The 22566-nt window shown below is 64.5% G+C and carries 22 protein-coding genes, 1 tRNA gene and 1 other RNA gene; 18 read left to right on the top strand and 6 right to left on the bottom strand.

Translation table 11 applies throughout. The features are described from left to right. Positions 1 to 7 precede the first annotated feature (7 nt). The 13 genes from CH286_RS24580 (at position 8) to CH286_RS24520 (ending at position 12961) form a co-directional block, all read left to right on the top strand. Positions 8 to 862: a DMT family transporter gene (locus CH286_RS24580; RefSeq protein ID WP_080737240.1), complete on the top strand. Its 855-nt coding sequence runs from the start codon at positions 8 to 10 to the stop codon at positions 860 to 862. A gap of 31 nt (positions 863 to 893) precedes the next feature. Further along, on the top strand, positions 894 to 2354 hold the full coding sequence (locus tag CH286_RS24575; protein ID WP_094610588.1) for an SDR family NAD(P)-dependent oxidoreductase: 1461 nt from the start codon (positions 894 to 896) through the stop codon (positions 2352 to 2354). 65 nt (positions 2355 to 2419) lie between these two features. Then, positions 2420 to 2790: a transfer-messenger RNA gene (gene ssrA, locus CH286_RS24570) on the top strand. Between the two features lie 119 nt (positions 2791 to 2909). Beyond that, positions 2910 to 3569 (top strand): alpha/beta hydrolase family protein, encoded by a 660-nt coding sequence (locus CH286_RS24565; RefSeq protein WP_094610587.1) that lies wholly within the window; start codon positions 2910 to 2912, stop codon positions 3567 to 3569. Further along, positions 3548 to 4837: an NAD(P)/FAD-dependent oxidoreductase gene (locus CH286_RS24560; RefSeq protein ID WP_441347142.1), complete on the top strand. Its 1290-nt coding sequence runs from the start codon at positions 3548 to 3550 to the stop codon at positions 4835 to 4837. The genes CH286_RS24565 and CH286_RS24560 overlap by 22 nt, the downstream gene beginning before the upstream one ends. Beyond that, complete coding sequence (locus CH286_RS24555; RefSeq protein ID WP_052058837.1) at positions 4828 to 5607, top strand: DUF1365 domain-containing protein; 780 nt, start codon at positions 4828 to 4830, stop codon at positions 5605 to 5607. The genes CH286_RS24560 and CH286_RS24555 overlap by 10 nt, the downstream gene beginning before the upstream one ends. Then, positions 5604 to 6917, top strand: a complete 1314-nt coding sequence (locus CH286_RS24550) for an SAM-dependent methyltransferase (protein ID WP_255182758.1) — start codon at positions 5604 to 5606, stop codon at positions 6915 to 6917. The genes CH286_RS24555 and CH286_RS24550 overlap by 4 nt, the downstream gene beginning before the upstream one ends. Then, on the top strand, positions 6914 to 8239 hold the full coding sequence (locus CH286_RS24545) for an SAM-dependent methyltransferase (protein ID WP_052077617.1): 1326 nt from the start codon (positions 6914 to 6916) through the stop codon (positions 8237 to 8239). The genes CH286_RS24550 and CH286_RS24545 overlap by 4 nt, the downstream gene beginning before the upstream one ends. Continuing rightward, positions 8236 to 9027 (top strand): DUF1295 domain-containing protein, encoded by a 792-nt coding sequence (locus CH286_RS24540; RefSeq protein ID WP_032403114.1) that lies wholly within the window; start codon positions 8236 to 8238, stop codon positions 9025 to 9027. Before CH286_RS24545 ends, CH286_RS24540 begins: the two co-directional genes overlap by 4 nt. A gap of 86 nt (positions 9028 to 9113) precedes the next feature. After that, entirely contained in the window at positions 9114 to 10754 is a 1641-nt protein-coding gene (gene pgm, locus CH286_RS24535) for a phosphoglucomutase (alpha-D-glucose-1,6-bisphosphate-dependent) (protein WP_094610586.1), read from the top strand. A 77-nt stretch (positions 10755 to 10831) separates the two neighbouring features. After that, on the top strand, positions 10832 to 11989 hold the full coding sequence (locus CH286_RS24530; RefSeq protein WP_094610659.1) for an MFS transporter: 1158 nt from the start codon (positions 10832 to 10834) through the stop codon (positions 11987 to 11989). 25 nt (positions 11990 to 12014) lie between these two features. Continuing rightward, entirely contained in the window at positions 12015 to 12761 is a 747-nt protein-coding gene (locus CH286_RS24525; RefSeq protein ID WP_094610585.1) for a DsbA family protein, read from the top strand. A 127-nt stretch (positions 12762 to 12888) separates the two neighbouring features. Beyond that, a tRNA-Ala gene (locus tag CH286_RS24520) sits at positions 12889 to 12961 on the top strand. Positions 12962 to 13063: 102 nt separating this feature from the next. On the opposite strand, the gene CH286_RS24515 is transcribed toward CH286_RS24520, so the two are convergent. Beyond that, complete coding sequence (locus CH286_RS24515; protein WP_094610658.1) at positions 13064 to 13408, bottom strand: histone-like nucleoid-structuring protein Lsr2; 345 nt, start codon at positions 13406 to 13408, stop codon at positions 13064 to 13066. A gap of 519 nt (positions 13409 to 13927) precedes the next feature. On the opposite strand from CH286_RS24515, the gene CH286_RS24510 reads away from it, so the two are divergent. Then, positions 13928 to 15025 carry an N-acetylmuramoyl-L-alanine amidase gene (locus tag CH286_RS24510; protein WP_094610584.1) on the top strand — a complete coding sequence of 366 codons (1098 nt, stop codon included), beginning with the start codon at positions 13928 to 13930 and terminating at the stop codon, positions 15023 to 15025. A gap of 11 nt (positions 15026 to 15036) precedes the next feature. Then, the gene (locus CH286_RS24505) at positions 15037 to 16080 is read left to right on the top strand and encodes a CobW family GTP-binding protein (RefSeq protein ID WP_094610583.1); all 1044 of its coding nucleotides are present in this window, start codon (positions 15037 to 15039) and stop codon (positions 16078 to 16080) included. Between the two features lie 5 nt (positions 16081 to 16085). On the opposite strand, the gene CH286_RS24500 is transcribed toward CH286_RS24505, so the two are convergent. From CH286_RS24500 to CH286_RS24490, 3 genes are read right to left on the bottom strand one after another with little or no spacing between them, the layout of a single operon-like run. Then, positions 16086 to 16499 (bottom strand): molybdenum cofactor biosynthesis protein MoaE, encoded by a 414-nt coding sequence (locus CH286_RS24500; protein WP_094610582.1) that lies wholly within the window; start codon positions 16497 to 16499, stop codon positions 16086 to 16088. After that, entirely contained in the window at positions 16492 to 17511 is a 1020-nt protein-coding gene (gene moaCB / locus CH286_RS24495) for a bifunctional molybdenum cofactor biosynthesis protein MoaC/MoaB (RefSeq protein ID WP_094610581.1), read from the bottom strand. The genes CH286_RS24500 and moaCB overlap by 8 nt, the downstream gene beginning before the upstream one ends. Further along, positions 17499 to 18689: a molybdopterin molybdotransferase MoeA gene (locus CH286_RS24490; RefSeq protein WP_094610580.1), complete on the bottom strand. Its 1191-nt coding sequence runs from the start codon at positions 18687 to 18689 to the stop codon at positions 17499 to 17501. The genes moaCB and CH286_RS24490 overlap by 13 nt, the downstream gene beginning before the upstream one ends. Before the next feature lie 180 nt (positions 18690 to 18869). On the opposite strand from CH286_RS24490, the gene moaA reads away from it, so the two are divergent. Continuing rightward, positions 18870 to 19931 carry a GTP 3',8-cyclase MoaA gene (gene moaA / locus CH286_RS24485; RefSeq protein WP_373454586.1) on the top strand — a complete coding sequence of 354 codons (1062 nt, stop codon included), beginning with the start codon at positions 18870 to 18872 and terminating at the stop codon, positions 19929 to 19931. After that, positions 19924 to 20208, top strand: coding sequence for a MoaD/ThiS family protein (locus CH286_RS24480; protein ID WP_080730459.1), 285 nt, complete (start codon positions 19924 to 19926; stop codon positions 20206 to 20208). Before moaA ends, CH286_RS24480 begins: the two co-directional genes overlap by 8 nt. A 34-nt stretch (positions 20209 to 20242) precedes the next feature. Here the strand turns inward: CH286_RS24480 and nadE are convergent, their stop codons facing one another. Continuing rightward, positions 20243 to 21088 (bottom strand): ammonia-dependent NAD(+) synthetase, encoded by an 846-nt coding sequence (gene nadE, locus CH286_RS24475; protein WP_032403119.1) that lies wholly within the window; start codon positions 21086 to 21088, stop codon positions 20243 to 20245. 61 nt (positions 21089 to 21149) lie between these two features. Here nadE and CH286_RS24470 point away from each other — a divergent pair, with 61 nt between their 5' ends. Beyond that, positions 21150 to 21938: a fructosamine kinase family protein gene (locus tag CH286_RS24470; RefSeq protein WP_094610579.1), complete on the top strand. Its 789-nt coding sequence runs from the start codon at positions 21150 to 21152 to the stop codon at positions 21936 to 21938. Positions 21939 to 21948: 10 nt separating this feature from the next. Here the strand turns inward: CH286_RS24470 and CH286_RS24465 are convergent, their stop codons facing one another. Continuing rightward, positions 21949 to 22548 carry a TetR/AcrR family transcriptional regulator gene (locus CH286_RS24465; RefSeq protein WP_032376961.1) on the bottom strand — a complete coding sequence of 200 codons (600 nt, stop codon included), beginning with the start codon at positions 22546 to 22548 and terminating at the stop codon, positions 21949 to 21951. Positions 22549 to 22566: the final 18 nt, after the last annotated feature.

Genomic DNA, 22566 nt, shown 5'->3' with positions numbered 1-22566 from the left:
CGCTGTCCTGCTCGCTCTGGTAGCCGCTGTGGGCTACGGGGTGAGCGATTTCGTCGGCGGTGTCGCATCCCGCCGGGTAGCGGCACTGCGCGTGGTCATCGTCTCGTACCCACTGTCGCTGGTGATCGTCCTGCTCGTGGCTCCATTCGTCGGCGGCACGATCGAACTGTCGGCGATGTTGTGGGGGTTGGCCTCGGGTGTTGCCGGCGGCGTCGCAGTGTGGTGGTTCTATCTGGCGCTCGCGGCCGGGCCGATGGCAGTGGTCTCGCCTGTCACCGCGGTACTGGTCGCCGGAATTCCAGTGCTGGTCGGTTTGTGGATCGGTGAGCGTCCGGGCGTCATCGCCTTCGTCGGCATTGCGGTGGCACTGGTGGCCGTGGTGCTCGTCAGCAAGGAGTCGCCCGACGAGGTGACCGGTGAAGTGGCAGGCGGCCGGGAGATGAAGTTCACCCGAACCGTGGCCTGGTTGACGGTCGGTTCGGGCGTGACGTTCGCTTTTGCGTTCATTTTTCTGCACCGGATCGGCGACGGCAGTGGACTGTGGCCGCTTGCCGCGTCGCGTGCGTCGGCAACCGCCGTGGTCTGGGTCGTAGCCCTGGCGTCCGGGCACTTCTCGCCCCCGCACGGCAGCGTGCTCAAACTTGCGGCGTTCGTCAGTGTGCTCGACGTGGTTGCCAATGCCGCCTTGATCTACGCCTATCAGGACGGTCTTCTCTCCTTGGTGAGCGTCATCGCCTCGCTGTATCCGGCAGCAACGGTGTTGCTGGCCATGGTGATGCTCGGCGAAAGAGTCGGCACCCTGCAGAAGATCGGAATGGCGTTGGCGCTCGGCGCGATCGCGATGATCGCCCTCGCAGGTTGAACTGGCCCGCTCGGGGGTAATGACCTCGTTTATGACAGCTTCCGATTCGCCGTCCGACATCCCCGTGGCTCAGGACGACGGACGCCCTCCCCGCGTTCTGGTGACCGGTGCCACGGGATACCTGGGCGGGCGTCTGGCACCGCGTCTGCTCGACGAGGGGTACCGGGTCCGAGTGCTGGCTCGTACCCCCGGCAAGCTCGACAACGTGCCGTGGGCGGCGGACGTCGAGGTCGTCAAGGGCGATCTGAGCGATCGGGAATCGCTGAAGGAGGCGCTGACCGGAGTCGACGTCATGTATTACCTGGTGCACTCGATGGGCACCGCAGGCCATTCCGATTTCGCCGATACCGAACGCGACAGCGCCGAGAACGTCGCGGCCGTTGCTGCCGAGTGCGGCGTCGGCCGGATCGTCTACCTGGGTGGCCTGCATCCGCCCACCGGAGAGCTGTCGCCACACCTGAAATCCCGCGCCGAGGTGGGTCGCATTCTGATCGAGTCGGGGGTACCTACGGTCGTGCTGCAGGCGGGTGTGGTGATCGGATCGGGTTCGGCGTCGTTCGAGATGATTCGCCACCTGACCAACCGACTTCCGGTGATGACCACGCCGCGGTGGGTGCACAATCGAATCCAGCCGATCGCTGTCCGCGACGTGCTGCACTACCTGATCGGGGCCGCGAGCGCACCGATCGCCGAATCCCGGACCTTCGACATCGGTGGTCCGGACGTCATGCAGTACGGCGAGATGATGAACATCTACGCCGACGTCGCGGGACTGCGCCAGCGTCGCATCATCGTTCTTCCGGTGTTGACTCCGCGATTGGCCGGCCACTGGATCGGGTTGGTCACACCCATTCCGCGCGGCTTGGCGATGCCGCTCATCGAATCGCTGCAGTACGACGCCGTCGGTCACGAGATGGACATCGACGCCGTCGTGCCCCGCCCGGACAACGGACTGACGGGCTACCGCGATTCGGTTCGGCTGGCGCTGCGCAAGATCGACGACGGCGAGGTCGAGACGCGGTGGACCGACGCCACCGGTACCGCGGCACCGTCGGATCCACTTCCGTCGGACCCGGATTGGGCCGGGGAAGTGGTGTACACCGACACTCGGGTCGCCAGAAGTACGGCGGAGTCGAGTGCGATCAGGCCTGCGTTGGAACGATTGGCCGACGCAGACGTGCTCACCGGCTGGCATCGCGACGCCACCGGACCCGACGCGTCGGCGTCGGGCACCGAACACACCACCCGGCTCAAGTCCTCGACCCGGCTGCCCGGCGAGGCGTGGCTGGACCTCACGGTCGGGGGAACCGCGAAGCAGCCGACGATCGAGCAGCGGTTGGTGTTCTTCCCGCGTGGACTGGCCGGTCGCGCAGTCTGGTACGCCTCGCTGCCTGCTCGGTTGGTCGTGGCGCGCCGAATGCTGCGCACAGTGGTGCAGCGGGTGGACGCGGATGCCGCATCGCACGCCACGGATCGCGGTGCGAGAAGTTAATGGGATGAATGTGTCCATGCGAGGCGTTACACTGAACAGCCCGGGCACAGTGTTCGGGAACATACGGGGCTGAACGGTTTCGACTTTGTATGTTGAGTCAGGGGAAGCGTGTCGGTGCAGGCGAGAGACCACCGTAAGCGTCATCGCAACCTTATAAGCGCCGATTCCAATCAGCGCGACTACGCACTCGCTGCCTAAGTAGCGACTGCGTGTCTGTCAGTCCGGGTTTGCCCTCGGCCCGGGTACTGGCATCAGCTAGAGGGCTCACCGATTCATCCGGCCGCGGGATGATGAGGAACATCAAACAGTGGCTGGGATCGTCATCCTGACTTGTTCGCGAGATCGGGAGATCCAAGTAGAGACATAGCGGACTGCACACGGAGAAGCCCTGGCAATGCAGCAGAGGACCCGGGTTCGATTCCCGGCAGCTCCACCGCAGAAGACCGGGCCGAGAGACACACTCTCGGCCCGGTCTTCTTCTCTGTGTCGGACAGGTCACAATCGCCCCGTCCGGACCGATCCCACCCGAAGCGGCCTCGGTGCCGAATAACCGGCATGAGCAACGAGCCGACTCCAGTACTGCGCACCGGCAGGCGGGTGTCCGACCCTGCACTGGTCGTGTTGGTCCTCGGCGGCGGCAAGGACGTGAGCCGGGCGCGCAGTCGGCCGTGGCATCTGGCCGGCCTGCGAATGTGGCCGTTCACCTGGATGCTTCGGCGCGTGGGACGCGAACGCGGCATTTCGGTGCAGCAATTGCAGTACCGGTTCCGCGGCTGGAACGCCCCCGAACGGTCTCCGGTCGAGGACGCCCGGTGGGCGCTGAACCGAATCCGCGCGGAGCATCCTGACGTTCATGTTGTGGTCGTCGGCCATTCGATGGGTGGCCGCACCGCCGCTGCCCTGATCGAAGACCCTTCTGTCGTGGGTGTCGTCGCCTTGGCCCCGTGGTGGCCGGAGGGTGTGGAAGCCGACGCATTCGGCGCGCATCATGCGTTACTCGTCGTACACGGCACTGCCGACAAGTGGACCGATCCGAGAACCTCGCGCCGTGCGACCGAGAGAGCAGCATCCAGAGGGGCGACTGCTCGCTACCTTTCCGTTCCGGGTGGGCATTTCATGCTCCGCAATCCGCGGGTCTGGTCGAGGGCCACGCGTGACTTCGTCCTCGGCATTGCCGCCGATACCAAGGCCGACTGCATGGGCAGGCAGTCGTGACGCGCCGTCGTATTGCGGTGGTCGGGAGCGGCATCGCCGGCCTGACGGCCGCATACGCACTGTCGAAGGACTCGTCGGTGACGTTGTACGAGGCGGATTCTCGGCTCGGCGGTCACGCGGACACGCACTATGTCCCCGGCCCCAACGGTCCGGTAGGCGTCGACACAGGGTTCATCGTGCACAACGACCGCACGTATCCGACGCTGCTTCGGCTGTTCGCCGAACTCGACGTACCCACCCAGGATTCGGACATGAGTATGTCCGTGCGCTGCGACGGGTGCGGGCTCGAGTACTCGGGCGGCCAGGGCATGCACGGAATCCTGGCGCAACGTACGGCGGTGTTCAAACCACGATTCGTGTCGATGTTGCTCGATGTCAAACGTTTTCATCGGCTGGCAACCGAACTTCTGGACAGCCCGGACTCGGCGGATTCCGAGATCACACTCGGTACATTTCTCGAAGACCATTCTTTCTCGGCATATTTCGAATCCCACTTCATGACGCCGTTGGTGTCGGCGGTGTGGTCGTGTGATCCGGACACTGCGCTCGCTTACCCGGCTCGCTACCTGTTCTCTTTTCTTCAGCACCACGGAATGCTCACCGTCACAGGATCTCCCACCTGGCGCACCGTCACGGGCGGGTCCATCGAATACGTTCGCCGGGTTGCTTCGCACATCGACGAGGTGTTGCTCGATACCCCCGTGCGCGCGGTCTACAGGTCCGAGGGCTCCGTGCAGATCCGGGACGCCCACGACAACCTGCGCACGTTCGACGCCGCCGTGATCGCGGTCCATCCCGGTGCCGCGCTGAAGATGCTCGCGGAACCCACTGCGCTCGAGCACAGCATCCTCGGAGCGATGCCGTACTCGGTCAATCACACTGCTCTGCACACCGACTCGTCCGTGTTGCCGAAGAACACCAGGGCGCGGGCCTCGTGGAACTACCACCTCCCGTCCTGTAGCGCCAGGCCCGATCGAGTTCTGGTCAGCTACGACCTGACGAGGTTGCAGCGGTTGGACGACACCGATCGAAGGATGCTGGTCACCCTCGGTGGAGCGGATCGCATCGACCCGAACACGGTGCTCGACGACATGACCTACGAGCACCCGCAGTACACTCCCGAATCCGTGGCAGCGCAGCGTCGTCTGCCCGAATTGGACACCGATACGGTTGTGTTCGCCGGGGCGTACCACGGCTGGGGATTCCACGAGGACGGCGCGTTGTCCGGAGCGCGCGCTGCGCAACGGGTGGGGGCCACGTGGCTCTGACGTCCGTTCTGCCGACCACCCGCGCACACGGAGCGGCGCTGTATCTCACTCGGATCGATCACGTGCGACGCGCGCCGATTCGAAACGCGTTCTCGTACAAGAGCTACAGCTGGTTCGTCGACCTCGACGCGCTCCCCGAGTTGCCGCGGATGTTGCGACGGCTGGCATCGTTCGACTCACGTGATCACCTGGGCGACCCCGACGCCACCATTCGTCAGAACGTCGATGCGTTCCTGGCGGAGAGCGGTATCGATCTGGGCGGCGGACGGATCACGATGTTGGCCAGCGCGCGGGTGTTCGGACACACGTTCAACCCATTGAGTGTGTACTGGTGTCACGACCGCGCGGGAGACCTCCGCTGCGTGGTGGCCGAGGTGCACAACACCTACGGCGAGCGATACCGGTATTTGCTGCACACCGATCGGCGCGGCGCAGTACGGACGACCAAGGAGTTCTACGTCTCGCCGTTCAACGACGTCGACGGCGAATACTCCATGCAGCTGCCCGAGCCGGACGCCGCGCTCCGCCTGTCGATCGTCCTCGAACGTCCCGGTCAGCCTCCGTTCGTGGCGACCGTCGTCGGCCGTCGACGCGAGGTGACGACGCGGTCGATTCTTCGCACCGCACTCGAGATCCCGATTGCGCCCGTGCGAGTGGTGATACAGATCCGCTGGCAAGGCATTCGGCTCTGGGCGCGGGGTCTGAAGATCGTGCAGAAACCTGCCCCTCCGGGGGAACGAAGAATTCAGAAGGAAGGGGCCCACAGATGACAACTGTGTCGAAAGCCAATTCTGTGTCGAACCCGTACGGTGGTTCCGCTGTCGGTCCGCGCCCGTCGGTCGATGCGCGGGTCTGGCCTCAGATCGCCAGTGTTCCCGGTGGCATGAAGGTTGCAGCCGCCGCGCCCGTCGCCGACTTCCTCTTCCGTCGTGCGGTCGCGGGATTGCAGGTCCGGGTCGCGATGCCCGACGGCGAAGTGATCGGGGCCGGCTCGGCCGACGCACCGTTGATGACCGTCTATCGGCCACACGACTTCGCCGCACGGGTCGGCGACAGTGGACTCATCGGATTCGGTGAGGCATACATGGCCGGAGACTGGGATGCCGAGGACCTCACTGCAGTGCTCGAGGTCTTCGCCCGACGAATGGCGTCGCTGATTCCGAAGTCTTTGCAGCGCCTCCGAGGGCTCTACATTCCCAAACCTCCACGGAGCGAGCGGAATACGACCAAGAACACGCGATCGAACATCTCACGGCACTACGATCTGTCGAACGACCTCTTCGAACTCTTCCTCGACGAGACGATGACCTACTCGAGTGCGTTGTTCGCCGGAGCGGGAAGCGACAACGACAGTGAGGAGCTCGCCGACGCTCAGCGCCGAAAGATCGACCGGCTTCTCGACCGCGCGGGCGTCGGCGATGGAAGCCGGGTTCTCGAGATCGGCACCGGATGGGGCGAGCTTGCCATCCGTGCGGCCGCTCGTGGTGCGACGGTACGGTCGGTGACATTGTCGACCGAACAGCAGGAACTGGCGCGGAAGCGTTGTGCCGCTGCGGGTTACGGAGATCGAATTCAGATCGATCTCCTCGACTATCGTCTGGTCGACGGCGAGTACGACGCGATCGTGTCGGTCGAGATGATCGAGGCCGTCGGTCATCAGTACTGGGGAACCTACTTCGAGACGATCGACTCGTTGCTTGCGCCGGGTGGGCGGGTTGCCCTCCAGGCCATCACGATGCCGCACGATCGAATGCTGGCTACCCGAAACACGTACACCTGGGTACACAAGTACATCTTTCCCGGCGGGTTCCTACCGTCGGTGCGGGCCATCGAGGAGGTGACCGAGCAGCACACCTCGCTCAGGGTTCGCGAGCGCTTGTCCATGGGCGACCACTACGCGCGAACCCTCGCTCTGTGGGACAGTCGATTCCGTGAATACCGCAGCGAGGCATCCGATCTCGGTTTCGACGAGGTGTTCGCGCGAATGTGGCACTTCTACCTGTGCTACTCGGAGGCCGGATTTCGATCCGGGTACCTCGATGTTCAGCAGATCGTGCTCGACCGAAGGGACAACCGATGACCACCTCGACACTTTCCGTGGACCGGACCCATCGCAGTGGCGGTGTTGCGCATCGGATTGCCGAGTTGATAGAACCCCTGGTGGGTGGCCCGCTTCCCGTCCGGCTGCAGGCGTGGGACGGATCCGTCGCAGGCGATGACTCGGCACCGAGAGTGCTGTTGCGGAGCCCGAGCGCCCTTCGTCGATTGCTTTGGAGCCCAGGCGAACTCGGTGCTGCGCAGGCGTACGTCACCGGGGAGTTGGACGTCGACGGGGATCTTGCCGCGGCTCTCGATCACGTCTGGGGTGTGGTGCGTGAGCGCCGACTCTCGGCCGTCCGACCGGGGCCGGCGTCGCTGCTGCGGTTGGCAAGACTGGCAAAGGATCTCGGAGTGTTCGGCCGCCCACTACCGCCGCCCGTGTCGCAGGCCGCGGTGAAGGGGCGGCTGCACTCGATGCTCCGTGACCGCGCTGCGATCAGCCACCATTACGACCTGTCCAACGACTTCTACGAGCTGGTCCTCGATTCGCACATGGCGTACTCGTCGGCGTACTGGACCTCGGATGCGCCGGACTACACCCTCGATGACGCCCAGCGCGACAAACTCGACCTCGTGTGTCGAAAGATCGGGCTCGACAAGCGCGCAGGGCAACGCTTTCTCGACGTCGGCTGCGGCTGGGGGTCCCTGAGCCTGCATGCGGCTCAGGAGTACGGAGCGCAGGTCGTCGGAGTGACCATCTCGCGCGAACAGAAAGCCTTCATCGACAAGCGAATCGCCGACCGGGGACTGCAGGGCAACGTCGAAATCCGAATCCAGGACTACCGGGAGATTCCGGACGGTCCGTTCGACGCGGTGGCGTCGATCGAGATGGGCGAGCATGTGGGGGAGGCCAACTACCCGACCTACACCGCCGCACTGCATGCCAATGTCAAGCCCGGCGGCCGCGTGCTGATCCAGCAGATGTCGCGGAGGGAAGGCGACAACCCCGGCGGCGGAGCATTCATCGAATCGTTCATCGCGCCGGACATGTACATGCGCCCGGTCGGGCGGACCGTCGCAATGATCGAGGAGGCCGGCCTCGAGGTTCGCGACGTCCACGCGCTTCGGGAGCATTACGTGCGAACCGTCGACGTCTGGACCGAGCGCTTCGAGGCGCGCTTCGACGACGTGGTGGGGATGGTCGGGGAAGAGGTCGCCCGCGTGTGGCGGCTGTATCTCATCGGCGGCGGAATGGCATTCCGCGACAACAGGATGGGCGTCGACCAGATCCTGGCGGTCAGGTCCGAGAACGGACCGTCCGACATGGAACCGGTGCGGCCGACCTGGACGACCACCGGATGAACTGGTCGGACTTCCTGGCCGTATCGCTGGCGAGCCTCGGCGGAACCGCTGTCCTGATGATCGTCACCGCCCTCATCGGCGCGCGTATCGGACGGCACAACGTCGTGGACGTGACGTGGGGCGGCGGCTTCGTTCTGATCGCGCTGATCTCGGCTGCGACCGGAACAGGTGAACTATGGCGTCGAGTGCTTCTGCTCGCGCTCGTCGGCGTATGGGGACTTCGTCTTGCACTGCATGTCTTTCAGCGCTCACGCGGGCACGGTGAGGATCCGCGCTACACCGAACTGCTCTCCAAGGCCACCGGAAACGAAACCTTGTATGCCCTGCGCAAGATCTATCTGACGCAGGCAATTGCATTGTGGTTCGTGTCCCTGCCGTTGCAGGTATCCGCTGTCGCACACGGATCGGTCCCCACCGTCGTCGTACTCGGCGTACTGGTCTGGATGCTCGGATGGACGTTCGAGGCAGTGGGCGATGCGCAGTTGAAAGCCTTCAAGGCCGACGCGTCGAACAAGGGCAAGATCATGGATCGTGGTCTCTGGTCCTGGACGCGGCACCCCAACTACTTCGGGGACTCGGCAGTCTGGTGGGGGCTGTTCCTCGTTTCGGCATCGGCGTGGCCCGGAGTGTTCACACTGCTGTCGCCTATCGCGATGACGTACTTCCTGGTGTTCGCCACAGGTGCACGGTTGCTGGAGCGCAGCATGGAGAAACGTCCGGGGTATCGCGAATACCAGCAGCGGACCAGCTATTTCCTCCCACGGCCGCCGAAAGGACCCAGCAAGTAGCTCGCGGGTGGGTCAGCGGCGCTAGGGTTGTCGAGGAGTTCGATTCATCGATCGAGTTCGGTTCGACCACAACGAGGAGGCGCATCGTGGCGCACGAGAGAGCTGGAACCACTGCACTGCCGGAGGATCTGGTGGATCTTTCGCAACTCGTGACGGCGTACTACTCGCGGGTTCCGGATGTGTCGGACCCGAGTCAGCAGGTGGTCTTCGGTACGTCCGGACACCGAGGGTCGAGCCTGGACTCGGCGTTCAACGAGGCCCACATCGTGGCGACGACGCAGGCGATCGTGGAGTACCGCGCTGCGCAAGGCATCACCGGGCCCCTGTTCATCGGCCGGGACACCCACGCGTTGTCCGAACCGGCCTGGACGACTGCTCTGGAAGTGTTGGCCGCCAACGACGTCGACGTACTGGTCGATTCGGGGGACCGGTACACGCCCACCCCTGCCGTCAGTCATGCCATCCTTCGCTACAACGAGTCGGGCCCGGCGGCGAAGGCCGACGGCATCGTGGTGACTCCGTCCCACAATCCGCCTCGGGACGGCGGCTTCAAATACAACCCTCCGCACGGCGGACCGGCCGACAGCGACGCGACGTCGGTCATCGCTGCCCGAGCGAACGATCTTCTGCGGGAGGGCATCTCGGGCATCAAGCGTGTGACGCTGGCGCAGGCCTTCGCGGGCAGCGTCTCGCGGTACGACTTCCTCGGCACCTACGTGGACGACCTGCCCAACGTCGTCGATCTCGATGCGATCCGCGCGGCCGGTGTTCGGATCGGTGCCGATCCGCTCGGCGGTGCCAGTGTCGACTACTGGGACGCCATCGCCGAGCGACACAACCTCGATCTGACGGTCGTCAATCCGTTGGTGGACGGCACGTTCCGCTTCATGACGCTCGACACCGACGGCAAGATCAGGATGGACTGCTCGTCGCCGAACGCGATGGCGTCGCTGATCGCTGCACGCGATCGATTCGACATCTCCACCGGCAACGATGCCGATTCCGATCGGCACGGCATCGTCACTCCCGACGGTGGCCTGATGAATCCCAATCACTACCTCGCAGTTGCCATCGACTACTTGTTCACTCATCGGCCGGGGTGGTCGCCTACGGCGGCGGTGGGCAAGACCCTCGTGAGTTCGTCGATGATCGACCGCGTGGTGGCCGGCCTCGGCCGTCGCCTGCTCGAGGTGCCGGTGGGATTCAAATGGTTCGTACCCGGACTACTCGCCGGCGATCTCGGATTCGGCGGGGAAGAAAGCGCCGGTGCGTCGTTCCTCCGACACGACGGTCGCGTCTGGACCACCGACAAGGACGGCATCATCCTCGCGCTGCTGGCGTCGGAGATCACCGCAGTCACCGGGTCTACACCGTCTCAGCGTTACGGGGAATTCACCGCGAAGTTCGGCGATCCCTCGTACGCCCGCGTCGACGCACCGGCCACGCGCGAGCAGAAGGCCGTTCTCGCCAAGCTCTCGCCCGACCAGATCACCGCCACCGAATTGGCAGGCGAACCGATCACGGCAACGCTGACCGAGGCTCCGGGCAACGGAGCTGCCCTCGGTGGCCTGAAAGTGACGACGGAGAGCGCCTGGTTCGCTGCGCGCCCGTCCGGAACCGAGGACGTGTACAAGATCTACGCGGAGTCGTTCCATGGCAAGGAGCACCTCGCCGAGGTCCAAGATGCAGCACGTGCATTGGTGTCGTCCGCTCTCGAGAGCTCGTGACCGACTCGTCCCAACCCGACCACGACAGCTCGGCCTCCGAGCCGGCATTCCAACCCGGAAGCAAACTCCCACCGGAGATCTGGGTACTGGTATCGGCGGCGTTCGTCATCGCCCTCGGATTCGGCATCGTTGCGCCTGCCCTGCCACAGTTCGCCCGAGAATTCGGTGTCGGATATACGGCCGCATCGGCAGTGATCAGTGCTTTCGCTCTCATGCGGTTGCTGTTCGCACCGGCCAGTGGCGCTCTGGTTCAGCGGCTCGGCGAACGACCCGTGTACCTGATCGGACTGCTGATCGTCGCGGTGTCCACCGGCGCGTGCGCTCTGGCCCAGACGTACTGGCAACTGCTGGTGTTTCGCGGACTCGGCGGAATCGGGTCGACGATGTTCTCGGTGTCGGCTCTCGGACTACTGATCAGAATCAGTCCACCGACCAGTAGGGGCCGCATCTCCGGGCTGTACGCGACCGCCTTCCTGTTGGGAACCATCGGTGGTCCACTCGTCGGCGGTGCGCTCGTCGGTTTCGGTCTGCGGGTGCCGTTCGTCATCTATGCCGTGGCTCTCGTGATCGCTGCCGGCGTCGTGTATTTCACCCTCGGCAACTCCGAGCTCGTCAAACCGGAGAGGGGCTCGGCACCGCCGACGATGTCGCTGCTCGCTGCTCTCCGAATCCCGTCTTATCGGGCCGCGTTGGCTTCGAATTTCGCCAACGGTTGGGCAGTGTTCGGTGTTCGGGTGGCGTTGGTGCCGTTGTTCGTCGTCGAGGCGATGCAGCGATCCGAGGTGTTCGTCGGTATTGCTCTGACCGTGTTCGCAGTGGGAAATGCTCTGGTTCTCACCAGTGCCGGTCGCCTGTCCGACGTACGCGGACGCAAACCGTTCATGCTGGGCGGGTTGGCGGTGTGCGGCCTGGGCACCGTCGTGATGGGTTATGTGCACGATCCGGTGTTGTTCCTCGTGGTGTCGTTGATCGCCGGAATCGGATCGGGCCTGATGAGTCCTGCCCAGCAGGCATCGGTCGCCGACGTGATCGGCTCGAAGGCGCGCGGAGGACCCGTACTGGCTGCCTTCCAGATGGCGTCCGACGTGGGTGCGGTGATCGGCCCGATCGTGGCCGGGATGATCGTGGAGCGGGTCTCGTTCGGCCCGGCTTTCGCCGTGACCGGTGCGCTGCTTCTGGTGGCCGGACTCTGGTGGTCTCGCGTACCCGACACCCTCGAGCGCGAGCGCACCTGACAAGCACATCCGTAGTATTCGCTCTGTGAGCCAGAAGAAGACATCGAGCACGAAACACACGCCACAGGCGACGTCCAACACAGTGACCTACGTATTGGGCGGTATCGCATTCTTGGTGGTGGTGATAGTCGTCGTGGTCGCGATCATGTGGCAGAGCGGAAGCGACGCCCCACGCAACGACGGCTACGGAACCGTGAAGAATCCCGAGGTCGAATTGTCGTTGCCAGGTGACGGCGTGGTGCAGCTGGCGCGTCCGGGAGCGCAGCGTGTGATCGATGTCTACGAAGATCCGATGTGCCCGTTCTGCGGCGACCTCGAAGCTAAGCACGGCCAGGAGTTGGCTCAGAAAATCGACGATGGCGTTGTCTCGGTGAATTACCACCTGGTCAATTTTCTCGATCCGTCGTCGGCCTCGGGTGACTATTCGACGCGTGCCGTCGCGGCGTCCCACTGTGTGGCAGCGACGGAGAACGCCCGGGTCTACGCCGCTTTTCACGGCGGGTTGTTCGACTCCGAATTCCGCCCGGTCGAAGGCGCAGACTCGGACAGAACCGATGCGGAACTAGCGGAGCTCGCTCGTTCCTCAGGAGCGAGCGAGCTGGCAACGGAGTGCATTGCCAGCGGAACCGAACGAGATGCCGCGGTGGCGGACGCGAACACCGGACGCGACGCTCTGGCGGCGTCGGGAGCGCGCGGGACGCCGGGGGTACTGGTCGACGGACAGGTGGTCGACGCGCTCGGTGACTCGGAATGGCTGGCCTCGATCAACTGATCCACTCCCGTGGGTGCGGCCGGTGGTCGAGTTCTCGGTACCGGCCGGACCAGGTGATTTGTTGCTGTTACGACCGATGGTGTAACTTCGTTCGAGCAACCGCATGAGCGGTCGCACGCAGTAACTCGGGGCTATGGCGCAGCTGGTAGCGCACCACACTGGCAGTGTGGGGGTCAGGGGTTCGAGTCCCCTTAGCTCCACCGAGATCGTCAGCTCCACCGACGTGATCTGTTTCAGGAAACGAAAAAGCGCCGCTCTCGACCGGCGCTTTTTCTTGTTTCGGTGCTGTAGGTCAGCGGTGACTAGTGGGCTGCGTCGAAGGCCTGCTCGACCTCGGCGGGAATTCTGCCTCGCGCGGAGATATTGTGGCCGTTCGCCTTGGCCCATTCTCGGATGGCTTTGGTTTGATTGGCGTCGCGCTTCGCACCGGTTGCAGAGGTACTCGACTTCTTCGTCCGCTTTCCACCGACCTTGGTGGAGTGTTCGATGTAATAGTCGAGCTTGCGATGAAATTCCTTGGCGTTCTTGTCGCTCAGGTCGATTTCGTAGCTGACCCCGTTGACCGAATAGGTTATGTGTTCGCCACCGGATTCGATCGGTTCTTCGTCGATGTCGTCGACCAATTGCACATAGACTTTTCTGGCCATGCTGAAGCTCTCCAATGGTGCAGGGGATGATGCGGGGATGTCCAGATCGAACTGAGACGACTATACGGCCGAACAATGTGCTTATCCACGCAGGCCGGGGAATTGTTACGCGATTCGCAGAATTGTCGGGAATCGGATCGGGCGGTCGCCGAAACGCAGAGGTATAAGCGAGAACATTGTCCCGATACGATCTCGGTCCTTATCGAAATCAAAGACAGACTGGCCGGTTCGTAGGCGCTTTTCCATCTCCGAGTCGGTTCGCGGTGGTTCGAGTGGGGGAGCCGGCGTATCGATGTACGACGTGGCGGCGCGTTCGCAACGGATCGATTACGGAACGCACTCATTTCACTAACGAAAGATCATCCGAGGCGCGTCGATGACGACATCTGGTTCACTTGAGGCGCAAGTGTCTGCTGTTTCGTGTGTGTCCCGTGGTGTCGGCGACTCGCTCCGATCAGCGCAACCGAGGGGCCGAGAGGGGAGTAGCGCCACCAGTCACTCCGGTGCGCTCGAGAGCATATGAAATCTGCACGAATCACCAGGTCGGCAACAGCGGCTCTGATATGCGCGGGAATGCTCGGTGCGGGTGTGATCGTCGCCGCTCCTGCCATGGCTGCCCCGTCCACCCCGTCACCGTCGACTACCGGTAGCGAGTTGTCGGGTAAGACGGTTTTCCTCGACCCGGGTCACCAGGGCACCGCACATTCGGAGAACCTGCAGCGTCAGGTGGACGACGGACGCGGCGGGACGAAGGATTGCCAGACCACCGGAATGACCACCGTGGACGGCGTGCCCGAACACACGATCAATTGGAAGGTCAGCGAACTCGTTCGGTCCAGTCTGGAGAGCCTGGGTGCCACGGTGAAGACGAGCCGTGCCGACGACTCTGGGTGGGGCGGATGCGTCGACGACAGGGCGCGCGCAGCGAGCGAGTCCGGAGCCGACGTCGCGGTGAGCATTCACGCGGACTCCACGAGCACGGCAACCGATACCGGTAAGCACGGATTTCATCTGATCGTGCCCACGTTGCCGATTCCGAACGCAGCGGCCGACACAGCCCAGTCCGAAGGAGGACGTTCGGCGTCGAAGCTGATGCGAGACTCGTACGTTCGGGCCGGCTTCGCCCCGGCGAACTACGCAGGCGTGGACGAGGGAATCCAGGAGCGCTCGGATGTGGCCGGGCCGGCATTGACCACAGTCCCTCTGGTGTTCGTCGAAATGGGTAACGGATCCAACCCCGACGACGCGGCCCTTCTCGAGAGCTCCGACGGTCAGTTGAAGCACGCGATCGCAATTTCGACCGGAGTGATCGACTATTTGCTCGGTGCAGAGGCTCAGTCCACCCCGGCCGCGGAAGATGCGACCGCCCCGACGACGACTGCAGCCGCCCCTGCTGCGAAGGCGACCGACACTGCTGCGCCAAGCACGTCTTCGACCACCGGAACGAAGACCGCTGTCGAGGGCCGTAGCGCGCTCTCGCGATTGCTCGAAAGCGTCTCTCCGTACATCGAGACGTTCGGAGTGGACGGTTTGAAGGGGCTCGCGACCCCGGAGAACGTCAGCAGTGTGTCCACTTTCGCGCAAGGCCTGCTGAAACAGATTCTCGCTGCCCGGTAGTCTCGGACGCCGTGACGCGTCGAAGAATTCCGGTGGTGATAGTCGCGGGCTTCCTCGGCGCGGGCAAGACGACTCTGCTCAATCACCTGTTGCGTAACGATGCGGGGATTCGAATCGGCGTCGTGGTCAACGATTTCGGAGCGATCAATGTCGACTCCATGCTCGTGGCGGGACAGGTCGACTCGATGGTCTCCCTCGGTAACGGATGCATCTGTTGCGCGGTCGACATCAGCGACATGGACGCGATGTTCGGCGCTCTCGCGCATCGCCGTTCGGCGATCGATGTCATCGTGGTGGAAGCCAGTGGCCTCGCCGAACCTCGCAATCTGATCCGAATGGTCCGAGGCAGCGCGAACGAGTTCATCGTCTACGGCGGGCTCGTAGGGGTGGTCGACGCGGTGGAATTTCCGCAGACCCGCGTACTGCATCCCGAGATCGACCAGCATCTGCAGTTGGCAGATCTGGTGGTGTTGAACAAGTCGGATGTGGTCTCGGAGTGCGGCCGCTCCGCGGTCGTGTCCACCGTGCGGTCCATCGTGGGGGACGTCCCCGTAGTCCCTGTCGCGTTCGGTCGAGTGGATCCGCTGCTGCTGTTCGACCGTCGGGACGACCTGTCTGTCGAATCGGCGATCCCCGTTCAGTTGTCGTTCGACGAGCTCCTACGGGAGAACCACAGCGACGACGACCATGAGCATCACCTGCATGCCCAGTACTCGCACACCGAGTTCGTCAGCACCGAGCCCATCGAACCGCGACGAATGATCGAGTTTCTGGAGAATCCCACCGGAAACCTCTACCGCATCAAAGGTGTCGTGCATTTCGCCGTACCGGGCTATTCGCAGAAGTTCATCGTGCACACCGTTGGTCGACACATTCGGTTCGAAGCGACGTCGTGGGCGCGCGGTGAGGCCGAACAGACATCACTGGTGCTGATCGGTACCGACCTCGATGCAGCGGCCGTCGAGAAACGACTACGCGCGTGCGTGCGAGAGCCCAACGAGCACTGCGATGCGTCGTCGATGCTCCCCGTCCACCGCTACCTGGACGCCGGGTAGAACTCCTACAGTCCGACCCACTCGGTGCGTCCGCCCTCGAATCCCTGCCGCTTCCAGATCGGGACCTCGGCCTTGATGCGTTCGACCAATCGCGCGCAGGCCTCGAACGCTTCCGCGCGATGGGCCGATCCGACGGCTGCCACGAGCGCGAGGTCTCCGACGCGCAAGTCTCCGACGCGATGTACCGCAGCGACCTCGAGGCCGGTCTCGGCGGAGACCTCGGAGCAGCATCGGTTCAAGAAACGTTGGGCGTCGGGATGGGCGCGGTATTCGAGAGTTTCCACCGCCTGGCCACCATCGTGGTCGCGGACGATCCCGCTGAACAGAACTACTGCACCGTGGCGTGAATCCTGTACGGCTGCCTCCACTTCGGCGGTGCTCAACGGTTCACTGGAAATTCGTGCGACGAGTTCACTCATCGTGGGGTCCTCCTCCGGCGATCTGGGCCAACACATGGTCGAGTAGTGGATCGAGAACCGCGAGACCGTCCTTGACGCCACCCGGCGAGCCCGGCAGATTGACTGTCAGCGTGCGGCCGATGAGCCCCGAAACGCCTCGGCTGAGCACCGCGTGTGGCGTCGCGGACGTTCCGCGGGTGCGGATCGCGTCGGCGATCCCCGGCATGTCGATGTCCAGGAGAGCGGCAGTTGCCTCGGGAGTCGCATCGGTGGGGGATACACCGGTGCCACCGGTGCTGACGATCAACGACGGTTCGCCGCGCAACGCGTCCTGCAGGCCCACTGCTATGTCGGCGTCGGCGTACACCAGCGGACCGCGCACGGTGAAGCCTCGATCGGTCAACCAGGACGCGATGGTGGGGCCGGTGGTGTCCGGTCGAGTTCCGTTCGCGCCGCCGGTGGAGGCCACCAGCACCACTGCGGATCGCGTCGTGTCGAGCGTCGGGGCAGCGTCGGTGGCGGGAGTGACCGGTTCCCCGTCTCGCTGCCAATGGCCATGCTTGCCACCGTCTTTGGTGATCAGTCGGACGCCGTTCATCGTGGCACCCGGGTCGACGGCCTTGACCATGTCGTGCAGCGTCAGTCCGGCGACCGCGACCGCAGTCAGGGCCTCCATCTCCACCCCGGTTCGTCCGGTGGTGCGCGCCGTGGCCTCGACCGTGATGGACGAGTCGGTGAAACCGAACGAGATCTTCACCGACGAGAGTGCGAGCTGGTGGCACAGCGGGATCAACTCCGACGTCCGCTTCGCCGCCGAGATGCCCGCGATGCGGGCAGTGGCGAGTACATCGGCCTTGGGCATGTCGTCCGCGCGCACGAGCGCGATGACCTCGGCGGTGGTGACGAACTCACCGGCGGCGACGGCCGTACGCGAGGTCTCCTTCTTGTGTGCCACATCGACCATGCGAGCGCGGCCCTCATCGTCGAGATGAGACAGATGGGTGTGCGGGGCGTCGGTGGTCACAGCGGCCATACCTCCACGTGGGATCCTTCGGCGAGTTCGGTTGTCTCGGAGTCGATGTCGATCAGAACGTCGGCCCATGCCAGCGCCGCGACCAGATGGGAGCCCGGGCCTGCCACGAGCTGTACCCGGCCGTCGTCTCGCAATCGGCCACGGAGAAGCTGTCGACGGCCCGGCGGTGACACGATGGATTCGTGCAAGATCGCTGTGCTCGGAAGCACCGGTGGAAGACCGGCTGCTCGCCGAACTATGTTGCGCGCGAACATGATGTACGAAACAACGGTGCTGACGGGGTTGCCGGGGAAGCTGAGCACAGGAATACCGTCGAACAAGGTCATGCCCTGCGGCCCGCCCGGCTGCATGCGGACCGACCCGAAGGTGCCGCCGAGCGGCCGGAGTACGTCCTTGACCACCTCGAAGTCGCCCATCGAGACGCCGCCGGACGTGATGATCAGTTCCGCCGATCGTGTTGCCTCGTCGAGGACCTCGCGAAATCGCCTCGGATCGTCGGAGCTACGCGTAACCGCAATCACTTCCGCGCCACTGGCCCGCAGATGCGCCGCGAGAGTGATGCCGTTCGAGTCGTAGATCTGGCCAGGAGTGAGAGTCGATCCGGCATCGACCAGTTCGGCACCGGTGGTCACGACGGCGACGCGAGGGCGCGAACGCACGGCGACCTCGGCAAAACCGACAGCCGCGAGAACGGAGATGTGTCGGGGTTCGAGTACTCGCCCGGCCTCGACCAGAACTGTTCCGACGCGGACGTCGCTTCCCTGTTCACGAACGAATTCACCTGCGCCGCGGCCTCGTTCGATCGTCACCGAACCTTCCGACGGTATCGTGGTGTCCTCGACGGGGACGATGGTGTCGGCCCCGTCGGGAATGGGCGCGCCGGTCATGATCTTCGCCGCGCTACCTGCAGCGAGAACTGCCGATTCAGTAGGTCCTGCGGCGATGATCGTCGAAACCTCCAGCGTCACCGGGGTCGTGGCGACGGAACGAGAATCGACTGCGTAGCCGTCCATCTGCGAATTTCGGAACAGCGGTAGGTCGACCGGCGACCGCACATCCTCGAACGAGACTCGTCCCAGGGCCTCGGCCAGGGGGATTCGCTGCGCAGTTCTGGTGCCCAGCGCCGCGAGAAGAGTCTCGACCGTGGCGGCGTGCTCCTCGACGGATACGGCGCTCACTGCGCTGGTCCGGTGATCGCGCGCTTGTGCTCAGCAGTCATGGGTGCCAATCCTAAGCACGCCGACAACGCCGGCGAGTGTGGGCTGCGGCATACTGGGTAGACACGTCTGCGACAGGCGTGATCGAGATCGACGAAGGTGAGGTTCGAGGTGACGGTGGACAGTGTCACCTCGCTGGGCATTCCGGTGTTCGGCGGTGCTGCTCCGACCGATCGGTCGCCGCAGGTGAATTCCGTGGCGGATCGGCCGGATGTACCCCATCTGATCGACCGCTTCGGCCGAGTCGCGCGCGACCTGCGTATCTCCATCACCGAGAAGTGCTCGTTGCGGTGCACCTACTGCATGCCGGAGGAAGGGCTTCCGGCCATTCCTGCTGCGAACCTGCTCACGCCGGCCGAGATCGCGCGAGTGGTGTCGGTGTCCGTGCGGCTGCTGGGTATACGCGACGTGCGGTTCACCGGTGGCGAGCCCCTCATGCGCCGCGACCTCGACGAGATTCTGCGACTGTGCTCCGATGCCGCAGCAGGTGTACCGCTGTCGATGACCACCAACGCTGTGGGTCTGGAGCATCGGGCCGCGGCATTGGCCGATGCCGGGCTCACCCGGGTCAACGTCTCCCTGGATTCGGTCGACCGCGAAGATTTCGCGCGACTGACCCGACGCGACCGACTGCCCTCGGTGCTGGCCGGCATCCGAGCGGCGAAGCGAGCGGGCATCGGTCCGGTGAAGATCAATGCAGTTCTGATGCGTGACACGCTGTCCGGCGCGGTCGATCTACTGCGCTGGTGTCTCGACGAAGGGGTGGCCCTCCGCTTCATCGAGCAGATGCCTCTCGATGCCGACCACGAGTGGGCTCGCGCGAACATGATCGACGCCCAGACCTTGCTCGACGAGCTGTCCACCGAGTTCGACCTGCGTGAGGTGGGGCGCGCCGATCCGTCGGCACCGGCCGAGGAATGGAGCGTCGACGGCACCGACGCCACCGTCGGAATCATCGCGTCGGTGACGCGCTCGTTCTGCGGGGATTGCGACCGCACGAGAGTGACCGCCGAAGGAACCATTCGGTCCTGCCTGTTCAGCGACGACGAGACCGATCTGCGCGCGGCGCTGCGGGGCGGTGCCACCGACGACGAGTTGGCCGCCGTGTGGCGGGGGGCGATGTGGAACAAATGGGCCGGACACGGTATCGACGCCGAGGGGTTCGTGCCGCCGACCCGCAGTATGGGAGCGATCGGTGGTTGACGTGCAGTCGAACGGGGACACGGGGTCCTCGACCGAGGTCGAAGTGCGGTACTTCGCCGCCGCTGTCGACGCGTCGGGGTGCGACTCGGAGTACGTCACCGTGCCCGTCGGAGCCACCCTCGCAGACCTGCGAGAGGTGATCCGGTCCCGGCACGGCGCGCCGATGGACCCGATCCTGCGAGTGTCGGCCTATCTCGTCGGAGACGATCTCACGCGCGATCTGGGCCGTGCGATCGGCAGCAGGGTCGACGTGCTGCCGCCGTTCGCGGGCGGCTGATCGTCGGGTTCGGCTCGGCGTCCGATCGCCCGGCTCAGTGGGAGCTCCTCCACCAGTCGTCGAACGGGGTCACCGGCACCGCACGCTTGTGGCGGGTCGCCATGAACATCTTCTCCAGCTTGTCGGCGACGTCGTCGGATACGTCCTTGCCCTCGAGATAATCGTCGATCTGCTCGTACGTCAGGCCGAGTGCTTCCTCGTCCGGCAGTGCAGGACGATCGTCCTCGAGGTCTGCAGTGGGGACTTTTCGCCACGTGCTTTCCGGCGCACCGAGTTCACGGAGCAGAGCGGCACCCTGACGCTTGCTCAGGCCTGTGAGCGGAGTCAGGTCGACACCGCCGTCACCGAATTTGGTGAAGAACCCGGTGACGGCCTCGGCAGCGTGGTCGGTACCGACCACGACGTAGCCGAGTTCTCCGGCGATGGCGTACTGCGCGACCATGCGCTGGCGAGCTTTGATGTTGCCCCGAACGAAATCGCGGACCTCGGTGGTGCCCAATGCTTCTGCCGTGGCGGCCGCCGACGCGTCGGCAGCAGCCTTGATGTTGACCGTCACGGTTCGATCGGGGTCGATGAACCGCAGCGCGATCGACGCATCGTCCTCGTCGGCCTGTACGCCGTAGGGGAGTCGAACGGCGACGAACTCGGCCTCGTGGCCGTCGGCTCGCAGCTCCGTCACGGCTTGCTGGGCGAGCTTGCCGGTGAGTGTGCTGTCCTGTCCGCCACTGATACCGAGCACGAAGCCCGTTGCGGGGGTCGACGACAGGTAATCCTTGAGGAAATCCACCCTCCGGCGAACCTCCGTGACCGGATCGATGGTCGATTGCACTGCCAGCTCACGCGTGATGCTCGTGCGCACTTCCGAGTTGATGAATCCCATCAGCTCATACTAACGACGTCGGCAGGTCTGCGGCCGTGCGCACACGCCGTGCGTAGGGTCGATCTTCGTGAGTGGACCCTCCGATACGTTCGTCAAACGAAACCCCCAGGCGCATCCCGACTTCTTTGCCGCCGAGGCAACCGGGCTCCACTGGCTCGGCGAGGCGGGCGCGCCCGTTGTCCGAGTCCTCGGGCACGGGCCGACGCACATCGAACTCGAGCGCCTGATCGCGGCGCATCCGACGCTGCCTGCGGCAAGAAGATTCGGTCGAGTGTTGGCGCGAATGCACAACGGTGGAGCTGCCGGATTCGGGGCACCGCCCGTCGGCTCCGACGGTGCGCCGTTCCCCGGCCGATTGTTCATCGGGGCTCGGCCCATGAGCAATTCGGTGCACCGGACGTGGGGTGAGTTCTACGCAGCCGAACGGGTACTGCCGTTTCTGCGAATCGCCGTCGACGCGGGCACCGTGACGCCTACGGAGGCTGCCACCGTCGAATCTGCATGCCGACGCGTCGCGGGCGGGGACTTCGACGATGCGGAGCCGCCGAGCCGAATTCACGGAGATCTCTGGAGCGGCAACGTGTTCTGGACCGAGGCAGGCGTGGTGATGATCGACCCGGCTGCGCACGGCGGGCACCGTGAGACCGATCTGGCGATGTTGGCGCTTTTCGGGTGCCCGTTCATGGATGGCATCGTCGACGGGTACGAGACGGTACATCCGGTGCGAGCAGGGTGGCGAGAGCGGATTCCACTACACCAATTGCACCCACTCGCCGTCCATGCAGCGGGGCACGGGCGCTCCTACGGTGTGGCGTTGCACACCGCGGCCGTGGCGGTCGAGAACATCTGAGTCGGGCGAGCTACCGAGGGCGAGTTGCTCTGCGTACCAAGTCTTCCCAGCCGTCGGCCAACCGGTCCATCGGCATTCCGAGATCGCGGTACTGGTGTAGCACCAGGGTGGCTTCGAGTGGTGTGAGCAGCCAGTGCGTCAGCAGTGGGAGATCCCCGTCCACACCGGCTGCGCGGAGCAGCGAGAGGACGTGAGTGAAGTTGACCATGTGCGCCGGAGCGGAGTAGCGCGCGTCGGCCGATGTCTCGGCAGCGCGCAACACCTCGCCCTGAACGTTGACGAACTCGAGCCGAGCCCGGCCGAAGGCGACGAGTCGGTCGATCGGATCGGCCCCCGGACCGAGTGGTGGATCGCCGAACATGAACGAGCGTTGCAACTTCTGCTCGGTGTGATCGAGAAGCGCTCGCATCAGCCCGGCGCGGTTGCCGAAACGGCGGAACACGGTGCCTTTGCCCACTCCGGCCTTGGTCGCCACCGCGTCCATGGTGATGGCGTCGGCTCCGATGGTCGCCACCAGATCCGCCGCGGCGTCGAGCAACAGCCGACGGTTGCGTGCTGCGTCGCATCGTTCGGAGTCCTCACCCGCAATGGGCAGCATCGGGCCGGTCACGGGATTCAGCCTACCCTG

This window comes from Rhodococcus sp. WWJCD1, from assembly GCF_002258735.1.
Lineage (GTDB): Bacteria > Actinomycetota > Actinomycetes > Mycobacteriales > Mycobacteriaceae > Rhodococcoides.
Note: the sequence above shows the minus strand (reverse complement) of the source record. Positions and strands in the feature narration are given on the sequence as shown.